This window comes from Candidatus Tenderia electrophaga (assembly GCA_001447805.1).
In the GTDB taxonomy this organism is placed as follows: domain Bacteria; phylum Pseudomonadota; class Gammaproteobacteria; order Tenderiales; family Tenderiaceae; genus Tenderia; species Tenderia electrophaga.
In genome coordinates this window covers 2,400,234-2,412,758 of record CP013099.1, presented here as the reverse complement: position 1 = coordinate 2,412,758, position 12,525 = coordinate 2,400,234, and the positions used below count along the sequence as shown (strand labels likewise).

General features: G+C 60.5%; 10 protein-coding genes. 9 read left to right on the top strand and 1 reads right to left on the bottom strand.

Annotated features, from left to right (window positions below; all coding sequences use genetic code 11):
• Nucleotides 1-3 precede the first annotated feature (3 nt).
• The 8 genes from Tel_11025 (at nucleotide 4) to Tel_10990 (ending at nucleotide 8,442) form a co-directional block, all read left to right on the top strand.
• Nucleotides 4-1,107: a 23S rRNA (adenine(2503)-C2)-methyltransferase gene (locus Tel_11025; GenBank protein ALP53620.1), complete on the top strand. Its 1,104-nt coding sequence runs from the start codon at nucleotides 4-6 to the stop codon at nucleotides 1,105-1,107.
• A gap of 62 nt (nucleotides 1,108-1,169) precedes the next feature.
• Nucleotides 1,170-1,829, top strand: a complete 660-nt coding sequence (locus Tel_11020) for a hypothetical protein (GenBank protein ID ALP54840.1) — start codon at nucleotides 1,170-1,172, stop codon at nucleotides 1,827-1,829.
• Nucleotides 1,830-1,852: 23 nt separating this feature from the next.
• Nucleotides 1,853-2,752 carry a hypothetical protein gene (locus tag Tel_11015; protein ALP53619.1) on the top strand — a complete coding sequence of 300 codons (900 nt, stop codon included), beginning with the start codon at nucleotides 1,853-1,855 and terminating at the stop codon, nucleotides 2,750-2,752.
• A gap of 32 nt (nucleotides 2,753-2,784) precedes the next feature.
• Nucleotides 2,785-3,930 carry a 4-hydroxy-3-methylbut-2-en-1-yl diphosphate synthase gene (locus Tel_11010; GenBank protein ALP53618.1) on the top strand — a complete coding sequence of 382 codons (1,146 nt, stop codon included), beginning with the start codon at nucleotides 2,785-2,787 and terminating at the stop codon, nucleotides 3,928-3,930.
• A gap of 15 nt (nucleotides 3,931-3,945) precedes the next feature.
• Entirely contained in the window at nucleotides 3,946-5,226 is a 1,281-nt protein-coding gene (locus Tel_11005) for a histidinol dehydrogenase (protein ALP53617.1), read from the top strand.
• 22 nt (nucleotides 5,227-5,248) lie between these two features.
• Nucleotides 5,249-5,890, top strand: coding sequence for a hypothetical protein (locus Tel_11000; protein ID ALP53616.1), 642 nt, complete (start codon nucleotides 5,249-5,251; stop codon nucleotides 5,888-5,890).
• The gene (locus Tel_10995; protein ALP53615.1) at nucleotides 5,890-7,038 is read left to right on the top strand and encodes a hypothetical protein; all 1,149 of its coding nucleotides are present in this window, start codon (nucleotides 5,890-5,892) and stop codon (nucleotides 7,036-7,038) included. The genes Tel_11000 and Tel_10995 overlap by 1 nt, the downstream gene beginning before the upstream one ends.
• A 6-nt stretch (nucleotides 7,039-7,044) precedes the next feature.
• Complete coding sequence (locus Tel_10990) at nucleotides 7,045-8,442, top strand: ribosome-associated GTPase EngA (protein ALP53614.1); 1,398 nt, start codon at nucleotides 7,045-7,047, stop codon at nucleotides 8,440-8,442.
• Between the two features lie 14 nt (nucleotides 8,443-8,456).
• On the opposite strand, the gene Tel_10985 is transcribed toward Tel_10990, so the two are convergent.
• Nucleotides 8,457-11,732 (bottom strand): hypothetical protein, encoded by a 3,276-nt coding sequence (locus Tel_10985; protein ALP53613.1) that lies wholly within the window; start codon nucleotides 11,730-11,732, stop codon nucleotides 8,457-8,459.
• A 376-nt stretch (nucleotides 11,733-12,108) separates the two neighbouring features.
• Between Tel_10985 and Tel_10980 the strand changes: the two genes are divergently transcribed.
• Nucleotides 12,109-12,447 (top strand): hypothetical protein, encoded by a 339-nt coding sequence (locus Tel_10980; GenBank protein ALP53612.1) that lies wholly within the window; start codon nucleotides 12,109-12,111, stop codon nucleotides 12,445-12,447.
• The last annotated feature ends 78 nt before the right edge of the window (nucleotides 12,448-12,525 follow it).

Here is a 12,525-nt window from a genome sequence, read left to right as displayed (position 1 = left end):
CATTTGAATACCGACAAGGTCAATCTGCTCGGTCTCGACCGGCAAGGACTGGAGGCCTTCTTCACCGCCATGGGGGAGAAGGCCTTTCGTGCTTCTCAGGTGATGAAGTGGATCCATCAATTCGGCGTGGAAGACTTCGAGCAGATGACCAATATGAGCAAGGCTCTGCGCCAGCGTCTCGGCGAGAGCGCCGAGATCCGCGCGCCCGAGGTGGTGTTGGACCGAGGCTCCAGCGACGGTACCCACAAGTGGGTATTGCGGCTGGATGGCGGCAATCATATTGAAACCGTATTTATTCCCGATGGCGAGCGTGGCACCCTGTGTGTCTCGTCACAAGTGGGGTGTGCGCTGGAGTGTTCTTTCTGTTCCACTGGCCAGCAGGGCTTTAACCGCAATCTGAGCAGTGCCGAGATCGTCGGCCAGTTGCGCGCCGCGTACCAGTATTTCGGCGCCAGGCATCGCGATGAACGCATTGTCACCAACGTGGTCTTGATGGGCATGGGGGAACCTTTGCTCAATTTCGACAACGTAGTCGCGGCTATGAATATCATGACCGATGATGACGCCTACGGCCTGTCCAAGCGCCGCGTGACCTTGAGCACCTCGGGCGTGGTGCCGGCCATGGATCGTCTCATCGAGGCGAGCGATGTCAGTCTGGCAGTGTCGCTGCATGCCCCCAATGATGAGTTGCGCAACGAGTTGGTGCCGTTGAACAATAAGTACCCCATCGACGAATTGATGGCGGCCTGTAAACGTTACGCCTTTGCCGGTAGCGGCAAGCGCAAGATCACCTTCGAATACGTCATGCTCGACGGCGTTAATGATACGCCCGGACATGCGCGCCAGTTGGTGAAGATCCTCGAAGGTGTGCCCGCCAAAGTGAATCTCATCCCCTTCAATCCCTTCCCGCAGACCGATTACACCCGCTCCAGCCAGGAGGCCATTACCCGTTTCTGGGAGATTCTTATGGCCGCCGGTATTACCACCGTCACCCGCCGTACCCGCGGCGACGATATCGACGCCGCCTGCGGCCAACTGGTGGGTAAGGTGATGGACAAGACCAAGCGCCAGGCGCGTCGGATCGAAATGCAGGAGGGGCGGGCATGAAGCCTGGCAAGTTGTTCATCGGTGTCTTCGCGGCCCTATTTTTGACGGCAGGATGCGTTTCTATGGACAAACGCGAAGCCGACCCGGAAAAGGCGGCTCAGATCTATGCCGATCTGGGACTACAGTATCTGCGCCAAGGCAACCTAGAATTGGCGCGGGTCAAGTTGGAACGCAGTTTGGAACTGGAAGGCAAAAACGCCGATGCTCATCATTACATCGCCGAGGTCTACAAGCAGTTGGGTAACCGTGAACTGGCCCTTCAGCATTACAGCAAGGCCGTGCGTTATGACGCTGACAATCCCATGTTGCTGAACAACTACGGCGCCTTCCTGTGCGAGCAGGGGCGCCTCAAGGAAGCGGAAGAATATTTTCTCCAGGCCGCCCATTTGCCCACTTACCGCACCCCGGAGTTGGCCTATGAAAACCTGGCCTTGTGCGCCCTGCAGACGGAACACCCGGAGACCGCGGAAGCCTATTTCCGCAAGGCCTTGCAGATTCGCCCGTCCCTGCCGAAATCGCTTTACCAGATGGCATTGATCAGCTATCAGCAGGGTGAGTATCTGTCGGCGCGCGCCTTCATCGAGCGTTTTCATGCCATCGGCCGCACGGCGCAGAGTCTCAAACTCGGCATTCGAATCGAAGAGGCCTTGGGCGCCGAGGCCGCCGCCGACAAGTATCGGAAATTATTGTCAACCCGGTTTCCAGATGCCGCGCAGGAATAACACCACAGAGGCGTTGCCGAATCATGTCTAAACATCAGCAGATAGAGATCGATGCGCAACAGTCGGATGCCTCGCAGAGCGAGGCGCGGCCGCCCTGGGGTGAGCAGCTGCGCGAGACGCGTGTCCGCCGCGGTATGAGTATCGAGGAAGTCTCCAGCGTCCTGCATCTGGAATTATCGCTCCTCGAAGCCATCGAAACGGAGAACTGCGACCGCCTGCCCGGGTCGTCCTATGTCAAGGGGTATCTGCGTAACTATGCCAAGTTGTTGGAAGTGGACTCCGAGCCGCTAATTGAGGCGTATCGCAAGGTCTGCGGCAACCAGGAGCCTCCGCTGACTCAGGTCACCAAGATCAAGGATGTGTCTTCCGGCGACGCCGCGCCGCGCTACGCCGCTTGGATTGTGGTGATCGTGCTGGTAGTGTCCTTCGGCGTCTGGTGGTGGTCTGAGGTGTCGGCGCCGATGGAAGTGGAAAGCACCGCCAGCGACACGCCATCCTTCGGACCGCAAATCGATGCGTCGCCGCAACCTGAGACCGCCTTCACACCGCCACCGCCGGGCGCCGCCGTGCCAGAATCCGAGCCAGCGCCGAGCGCTGAGGGGCCCATTGAAAGTGAGCCGCAGGGCGTTGCGCCGGCGGCTGTTCCCCCGGCCCCATCCGAGCCGCCGGCCGCTGCGCCGGTGCTGGATAGCGTGCAGCTCAGCTTTACGGAAGATTCCTGGGTGGAGATCGAAGACGCCCGCGGTGAGCGACTGTTCGTGGATCTGGCCCGCGCGGGTCAGACCACGCGTGTGCAAGGTGAGGCGCCTTTTGAGATTTTGCTGGGCAATGCCCCGGCGGTCACGATTGAATACAACGGTGAGGTCTACCCACACGCCGCGCACAATCGCCAGGGCGTGGCGCGCTTCACCCTCGGTGAATAAAGGGCCTGTTAACAGCCCCTAGAGAATTGACTATGGAACATCAAAGCCCAATCAAACGTCGCAAATCACGCCAGATCATGGTCGGCAAGGTGCCGGTCGGTGGTGACGCGCCCATCTCGGTGCAGAGCATGACCAACACCGAAACCTGCGATGTGGCCGCCACCGTCGCCCAGATCCGCGCCCTGGAACAGGTGGGCGCCGACATCGTGCGGGTCTCGGTACCGAGCATGGAAGCAGCCGAGGCCTTCGGTGAAATCAAAAAACAGGTCGACGTGCCGCTGGTGGCCGACATCCACTTCGATTACAAGATCGCCCTGCGCGTGGCCGAGCTGGGGGTGGACTGCCTGCGCATCAATCCGGGTAACATCGGCAAGGACGAGCGCGTGCGTGCGGTGGTGGAGACCGCCCGGGACAAAAACATTCCCATACGCATCGGCGTCAACGCCGGTTCGCTGGAGAAGGAGTTGCAGAAGAAATACGGCGAGCCCACGCCGCAAGCCTTGGTCGAATCGGCGCTGCGCCACATCGACATCCTCGACAAGCTCGACTTCCAGGAATTCAAGGTCAGCCTCAAGGCCTCGGATGTATTCATGACCGTGGCCGCCTACCGGCTGCTGGCGAACCAGATCGAACAACCCCTGCATCTGGGGATTACCGAAGCGGGCGGTCTGCGTTCCGGTACGGTCAAGTCTTCGGTGGGGCTGGGGATGTTGCTGGCCGAGGGCATCGGCGATACCCTGCGCATCTCCCTGGCCGCCGATCCGGTGGAAGAGATCAAGGTCGGTTTCGATATACTCAAGAGTCTGCACCTGCGCAGCAAGGGCATTAACCTGATCGCCTGTCCGTCCTGTTCGCGCCAGCGTTTCAATGTCATCGCCGCGGTCAACGAATTGGAACAACGTCTGGAAGACATCACTGAGCCCATGGACGTGGCCGTCATAGGCTGTGTGGTCAACGGCCCGGGTGAGGCGCGCGAGGCCGAGATCGGTCTCACCGGCGGCGAGCCCAATCTGCTCTATGTGGGCGGCAAGCCCGATCACAAGGTGAGCAACGAGACCATGGTGGATGAATTGGAGCGGGCCATCCGTCACCGCATCAAGATCAAACAAGAAGAACAGCAAGCCGCCGGTTGTGAGAGCTGTCCCGCGGCATCGCCCGCGGCGATATCAGAAAAATAAGAGCGCGAGTTTACGATGTCCAAGCAACTTCAGGCCGTGCGTGGCATGAACGATATCCTGCCGCAGGAGACGCCCTATTGGCGCCTGCTGGAGGACACCGCGCGGCGTATCTTTGCGGCCTACGGCTTTGACGAGATTCGCCTGCCCATCGTGGAAAAGACCGAGCTGTTCAAACGCACCATCGGCGAGGTCACCGATATTGTCGAAAAAGAGATGTATACCTTCGCGGACCGCAATGGTGACAGCCTCACCTTGCGCCCCGAAGGCACCGCCGGCTGCGTGCGCGGCTGCATCGAAAACGGCCTGACCCACAATCAGATTCAACGGCTCTGGTATCAGGGACCCATGTTCCGCCATGAGCGGCCGCAGAAGGGGCGCTATCGCCAGTTCCACCAGCTCGGCGTGGAATGCTTCGGTCTGGCCGGTCCGGATATCGACGCCGAGCTGATCATGATGACGGCGCGGTTGTGGCGCGACTTGGGGCTGCACGGGTTGACGCTGCAACTCAACACCCTCGGCTCGGCCGCGGCGCGCGTCGCCTATCGCGACAAACTGGTGGCCTACCTGCAGGCGCATCATGAGCAGCTCGACGAGGACAGTCAGCGCCGTCTGCATAGCAATCCGCTGCGCATCCTGGACAGCAAGAATCCCGCCATGCAGACGCTGCTCGCCGCGGCGCCCAGCCTGGTGGATCACCTGGATGAAGCGTCGCAACACGATTTCGGCGAACTTTGTCGCCTGTTGCGCGCGGCGGGCATCGACTACGAGGTGAACCCGCGTCTGGTGCGCGGCCTGGACTATTACAACAAGACCGTATTCGAGTGGGTCACCGACCGACTCGGCGCCCAGGGCACGGTCTGCGCCGGCGGCCGTTTCGATGGCCTGGTGGAGCAGCTCGGCGGCCGCGATACGCCGGCGCTGGGTTTTGCCATGGGCTTGGAACGGCTGGTGGCCTTGCTGATGGATCAGGGTGAGCGCGAGCCGGACAGCGCGCCCCATGTCTACCTGGTTATGGCCGGCGCGGGCACCCTCGAAGCGGGGCTGCTGTTGGCCGAGCAGCTGCGCGACGCCGATGCGCGCCTGCGCATCCGCAGCAACTGCGGTGGCGGCAGTTTCAAGGCCCAGTTCAAGCGCGCCGACAAAAGCGGCGCCCGCTTTGCGCTGATCCTGGGTGAAGCAGAGGTCGGCCAGCGCAGCGTCTCGATCAAACACCTGCGCGATCCGGATTTCGAACAGCAGACCGTTGCCTGGGATGAACTCGGCCACTTCCTGCTGCAGCATTTGAATTTACACTGACAACCGAAGAAGGAGTTGCCCCGTGGAAGTATACGAATCCGAACGGGATCAGATAGACGCCCTTAAAAAGTGGTGGAAGGAAAACGGCAAGGCGGTGATCATCGGTGCCATTTTGGGCTTCGGTTCCCTGATCGGCTGGCAGCAGTGGCAGGCCAATCAAAAGGCAGCGCGGGAATCGGCCTCGCTGGAATACGACGTCATGCTGGCCGAGTTGCAGAACGGCAATCTGCAGGCGGTCAAGGATCGCGGCAGCCGCATTTTGGCCCAGTATCCGGACACGCCCTACGCCGCTCTGAGCGCCATGGGACTGGCCAAGGCCTATCTTGCTGAAGGCGATCGCGCCTCCGCCAGAAGTTATCTGCAACAAGTGATCGATCGAAATGAGCAGCCGCAGCTGCAGACCGTGGCGCGCCTGCGCCTGGCACGCCTGTTACTGGCCGAGGGTGAGGCCAGCCAGGCCTTGACGCTGGTGAACGGCATCGAGGCCGGCGGCTTCGACCTAGTGCTGAATGAACTCAAGGGCGACATCCATGTCGCCTTGGGTAATCGCGAGCAGGCACGCGAAGCCTATCAGCGAGCGCTCGATGCCATGGAGGCCGGCCTGGACCCCTCGATCCTGCAAATGAAGCTGGATGAAGTCGGCGGGCCGGAGGCGGAATCTTAATGCGATTGCTGTGGCCGGCACTGATGGTGAGCCTGCTGGCTGGATGTAGCAGCTCGGGGCCGATCCATGAACCGACGCCGCTGGAACCGCTGGAGAGCGGCGCCGGTGTCAGGTCTTTGTGGTCGGTGAGCACGCCCGCCGGCGCCGAGGACACGATCTACGATACCTTGCGGCCGGTGTTGAGCGGCGAGGTGCTGTATAGCGTGGGCGCCGCAGGCATCGTGCAGGCGCACAGCGTGAGCAACGGCAAACGCCTATGGAAAGTCGAGTTGGAGACGGTCATCTCCGCCGGTCTCGGGGCGAGCCCCGAGCTGCTGTTGCTCGGCACCGCGGCGGGCGAGGTGTTGGCCCTGTCGCGCAGCGACGGCGCGCTGCGCTGGCGCAGCCGCGTCTCCAGTGAAGTGCTGGCGCCGCCGGTGGCCGCCAAGGACAATCTGGTCATCGTGCGCTGCGGCGACGGCGTCACCGAGGCCTTGAGCCTGGACAGCGGCGAGCAGCTGTGGCGTTTCGCCAGTCAGGTGCCGTCGCTGAGCCTGCGCGGCGTCGCCATGCCCGTGGTCAGCGACGATCTGGTGCTGCTGGGCCTGGCCAACGGCCATTTGGCGGCCCTGTCGGTATTCGACGGTGTGTTGCAGTGGGAGGCCACCGTGGTTGTGCCCCAGGGTCGCACTGATCTGGAGCGCATGGTCGACGTGGATGCGGCGCCGCTGGTGGTCGGCGATGTGGTCTACGTCACCGCCCATCAGGGCCGGGTGTTGGCGCTTTCTAAACTGACCGGCACCACGCTCTGGAGTCGCGACCTGGGCGGCTCGGTGGGCCTGGCGCTGGACCAGCAAACTCTCTATCTGGTGGATGACGCGGGTCAGATCTGGGCCTTGGATCGCCGCAACGGCGCTACCCTATGGAAAAGCGAAAAACTGAAATATCGCGAAGTCGGCGCGCCGCTGGCGTATGATGGCGCCGTCGTGGTAGGCGATTTCGAAGGCTACCTGCATTGGCTGGCGCAAAGCGACGGTCGCATCTTCGCCCGTTACCAGGTCGACGAGGCGGGCATCCGCGTGGCGCCCTTGGAGCGCCAGGGCATCCTCTACAGCCGTAGTCGCAGCGGCAAGGTCGAGGCCCTGAGGCTGAGAACACAACAACCGTAGTCGCCTATGAAACCCGTTATCGCCCTGGTCGGCCGTCCCAATGTGGGCAAGTCGACCCTGTTCAACCAACTGACCAAGAGTCGTGACGCCCTGGTGGCCGATTATCCGGGCTTGACGCGTGACCGCCAGTACGGCACAGGCCGGGTCGGCGATCGGCCCTACATCGCAGTGGATACCGGGGGACTCAGCGACGACAAGGCGGGCGTCGAGGAACACATGGTGGGCCAGGTCTACCAGGCCATCGGCGAGGCCGATGTGGTGTTGTTTATGGTAGATGGTCGCGCCGGGCTGAATGCCGCCGACGAGCAGATCGCGCAGCAGCTGCGCCGGCTTAACAAGACCATCTACCTGGTGGTCAACAAGATCGACGGCGCCGACGCCGACCTGGCGGTAAGCGAGTTTCTGTCCTTGGGCATGGGCGCGCCGCTGGCCATCGCCGCCGCCCACGGCCGCGGTATCGCGGCCATGATGCAGCGCGTGCTGGCCGCTCTGCCTCCGGCCGCCGAAGCGCCGGACGCGGACGAGGAGGGCGGCACCAAGGTCGCCATCATCGGGCGTCCCAATGTGGGCAAGTCGACGCTCATCAATCGCATTATGGGCCAGGAGCGGGTAGTGGCCTTCGACCTGCCCGGCACCACCCGCGACAGTATCTTCATTCCCTTCGAAAGCGACGGCCAGCGCTATACCCTCATCGATACCGCCGGGGTGAGGCGCCGCGGCAAGGTCAAGGAGGTGATCGAGAAGTTCAGCGTCATCAAGGCGCTGCAGGCCATCGAGGCGGCCCACGTGGTGATCCTGGTGCTGGATGCCCACGCGGGCGTCTCGGATCAAGACGCCACCCTGGCCGGATTCGCCCTGGACGCCGGCCGCGCCATGGTAATCGCCGTCAACAAATGGGACGGCCTTGAAAAGAGCGCCCGCGAGCGCATCAAGACCGAACTCGACCGGCGCCTGCTGTTTCTGGATTTCGCCGAGATGCACTTTATCTCCGCCCTGCACGGAACCGGTGTCGGGCATTTGTTCGAGGCGGTGGATGCGGCCTACGCCGCGGCGGTGCAGAAGCTTTCCACCCCCGAGTTGACGCGGGTGCTGGAGCAGGCGGTGATTCAGCATCAGCCACCGCTGGTGCGCGGCCGGCGCATCAAACTGCGTTATGCCCATCAAGGGGGGCGTAATCCGCCTTTGATTATCATTCACGGCAATCAGACCGAGGCGGTGCCCGCCGCCTACAAGCGTTATTTGATGAACAGCTTTCGCAAGGCCTTTAAACTGCACGGCACGCCGGTGCGATTGGAATTCAAGTCGGGCGACAATCCCTACGCCGGGCGGCGCAACGTGCTGACCCAGCGCCAGATCCAGAAGAAGAAGCGGCTCAAGAAGTTTGTCAAACAGTCGCGGCGCTGAGCGCTCTGTCGGCCCTAGGCGACTTTATCGTTTTCTTTCAGCAGTAGATTGAATTGCGCCTCAGGCAGGGGATGGCTGTAGTAATACCCCTGATAGGCCTGACAGCCGATCTGCTTGAGGAATTCGAGTTGTTCCCGGGTCTCCACCCCTTCGGCGATAATGCCCAGCTCCAGGCTGTTGGCCATGCTGGCGATGGCGCGCACAATGGCCTTGTCGTTGGCATCGGTGAGGCAATCCTGAATAAAGCTGCGGTCGATCTTCAGGGTATCGATAGGCAGTTGTTTTATGTAGGCCAGGGACGAATAGCCGGTGCCGAAGTCGTCGATAGAGAAGCGTACGCCGTATTCGCGCAGCCGTTTCATCTTGCGGATAGTCTCGTCCACATCCTTGATCACGGCGCGTTCGGTGATTTCCAACTCCAGGCGTTCGCCTTCAATGCCGAATTCATCCAGCTGGGCGATCACGTAGTCGACGAAGTCGCGCTCCAAAAACTGGCGCGGACTGATGTTGACCGCCATCACCGGCTGATTGACATGGTTGGCCAGCAGGCTGTTTTCGGCCAGGGTGGCGCAGGCCTCGCGTAACACCCATTGACCGACAGGCTGAATCAGCCCGCTTTCTTCCAAAATGGCAATAAAGGCGCCGGGCACGGTCAGGCCGTTAACGGGGTGCTGCCAGCGCAGCAACACTTCGCTGCCGATGATGGCGTTGGTGTCGAGTTTGACCTGGGGCTGATGGTAGAGCACGAACTGGTTCTTCTCATAGGCCTTGCGCAGCTCGTCTTCGATCTTGAGACGTTCGATGAGGCGCGCCTGCATCTCCGGTTCGAATATGCGTACCGAGCTGCGGCCGGCGCCCTTGGCACTGTACATGGCCATGTCGGCATGGCGCAGGATGTCGTCGGCGTCGAGGTCGCGTTCGGGAAACAGGACGATGCCGATGCTGACGCTGGTCTTGATGGTGTGGCCGGCAACGTTGTATTCATCGGAGAGGATGTCCAGCAGTTTGCCGGCCAGGCTGTGCGCCTCGTGTAAACTGAGATCCTTGTTATCGTTGAGTTCCGGCAGCAGCACGACAAACTCGTCGCCACCAAGGCGGGCGACGGTGTCTTCCTGGCGCAGGTGTTGGCGCAGACGTTCCGAGATTTGGATCAGCAGACCGTCGCCGACGGGGTGGCCCAGGGAGTCGTTGATGTTTTTGAAATGATCCAGGTCGATGAACATTAGGGCGCCGAAGGTGCCGTGGCGCCTGAGCCGAGCCATGGCCTTTTCCAACCGGTCTAGCAGCAGCGTGCGGTTGGGTAGTTCGGTCAGGTCATCATGATAGGCAAGGTGCTGGATGCGCGCCTCGGCCAGCTTGCGTTCGGTAACATCCTGGAAATGGGCCACGAAGTGGCTGATGCGTTCGTCGCTGGCGGGGATCACGGCACTGACGGTTAGATTGGCGGTGAAGGTCTTGCCGTTTCTGCACTTGAATTCGACCTCGCCGGACCACTTAGTGTGCTTGATAGTTTCGTTCCACATCCGCTCGCAGAACTCTTCATCGACATCGTCGACCAACAACGTTTTGGGTCGTTTGCCCAAAATAAACGCCTCGTCGTAACCGGTGATTTCGATAAAGGCCCGGTTGACGCGGAGAATGCGGTGCTGCGCATCGGTGATAAACATGGCCTCGTGGCTTTCAAAAGCGGTGGCGGCCAGGCGCGCCTCGTCGAGCAGTTGCAGACGTTGGCGTTCCATGTCCTCGCGTTCCAGTTCGGCCGTTACCCGTGCCGCGAATATTTGCAGCAGGGAGTGAAACATCTCATCGCTGCGGATGGGTTGATCGTTCATCACCACCAACAGGCCGCGCACCTTTTGGTCGAAGTCCGTCAGGGTGATACCGGCATAGCTGTCCACCTCTAGCTCGTTGAGCAGCGGGCTGTCGGGAAACAGCCGGCGCACACCGTTACGATAGATGCGAAAGCGTTCGCGTTCGATCAGTTCTTCATGAGGGCTGTTCTCAAGGGCGATGGAGATGTTATCGAGTTGGCTGCCGTTGGCCCATAAGACGCGGGTCTTGAGCTGCTCGGGATGGGCGGGGTCCAGCAGCGCGATCAGGCAGTATTTTGAGTCCAGTGAATCGGCCAGGATCGAGGTTAGAGAGACCAGGAATTCCGTCGGTGTGGCATTGCGATGCTGCTGTATCAGTTGGCTCAAGGCATGCTCGATACGTTCCTGGTCATCGGCGCGACGCTGCAGGGCCTCGGTCATTTGATTGAATGCCGTGCCGAGCTGCAGCAGTTCCGCCGGCCCGCCGTCGCCCGCCACGTTGATGTTGAGCTTGCCGTGGCGCACCTGGGTGGCGGCCTCGGCCAGCCGGCGCATGGGATTAACGAAGAAGCGATGACTCCAGCTGAAGGCGATCAGGATGGCGATTACGGTGACGATGGTTAACATCAACAGATTATGGCGCAGATCCTCATTCGCGCCGGCCAGCACCACGTCGGCGGGAATGGACACGGCGACGAAGGCGTTGATATCGTGGCCGCCCAGCGGGGCATAGGCATGGATATATTCCACCCCGGCGGCGTCGCTGCGCTCCAATACGCCCAGGTGACGCAGTTTGACAGCGGTGGTGACCACTTCGGTTTCCGCGAAACGGTCGCCCACGTGCACGTCGTCCTGACTCGGATACTGCATCAGCACGGTGCCCTGGGCGTCGAAGATGGTCAATATGGAAAAGTCATACAGCGGCAATTGCTGGATCTGAGTATTTAACCAGCTTAGATCGATCGCGGCGTCTACCAGGACCAACGGCTCGCCCGTACTGTCCAGTATGGGCTTGATGACAAACAGCGCCGGCTTTTCCAAAAGGTTGCTGATGATGTAATTGCTGGTCGTCAGCTGCCTACTCTCCAGCGCTTGTTGATAGTGGGGTTGACCCGCGATGCTGATCTGCTGTTCATACCGAGGAGCACTGCAAAACAGTTCGCCATCGGGCTTGAAGGCGCTGAGGGAGGAAAACTGTCGATATCGTCCCAGCAGGGAATTCAGCAGCGAGGTACATGCGGCGCGATCGTGTTCTTGGATGGCGGGCAGTTGCCCCAGTGCGGTGAGCACCTGGTCGGTGCTTTCGATAATGTTTTCCTGCTTCAGGTGGATGGCACGCAGAATGCCCATGGCCTGGTTGCGGCCCTGTTTGCGGGCCTCGTGGCGATCCTCCAGATCATTGTAAAAAATCAGCGCGATTACCGGCAACACGGTAATCAAGATCAGCGCCAACACGTAATAACGTGTGCCCGGCCGCAATCGTTGCGTTTGAATCCCTGACGTTGACATCCGAATTAGTCTTGGCTTGCAGACCCTGGCAATAATTTAAGGAGTATTAGTATTTACGGATGCTAAGCGCGCCAACTTGATGAGGAATTGCCGCGCAGGCGAGTGTGCCGAAGGCCGCAACAGAGGGTAGAAAATGTTTATAACTCGCTGATTATTATTCATATTTTTATATTATTGCCATGCCTGCCTGAGACCGGTTCGACAGGGCGGTCGGGACCGGGCTAGAATCTGTTTCTAAGTTGTTCACTTGAAAGGGAAATTAATGCATTTTCTCACTCGTTTGGTGGTTTTGTTGCCAATCACGGTGGTTTGTCCTTGCGTGAGTTTTGCAGATAGTGAGGCCTCAATGCAACAGCAACTTGAGGCCCTCAGCGCGCGTGTGACCGAGCTGGAGCGGCGTCTGGAGGTACTGGAATCGCCCGAGATCAAGCAAATGGCACGGCAGCTGAGTGCGCCGCAAAACCCGGGCGACAGCGGCGATCGTTCCAACTGGGCGCGTCTCAAGGTGGGATACGACTACGAAGAGGTGCGCGAACTATTGGGCGACCCGGTAGAGGTCAAAAAAGGCGGGATGGAATTTTGGTATTACAGCCAGCAAGGCTTGAAAGGGCCGTATGTGAAGTTTCTGTTCAGAAAGCTTAACGATTGGCACGGCCCGAACGCTGAGGGCGCCGCGCACAATTAGTCCCGGCACGGCCCGACACGAGCGCACGTCGGCGGCTGTAATGAGTACAACAATAAACAATTGTTACATCATCCCGGC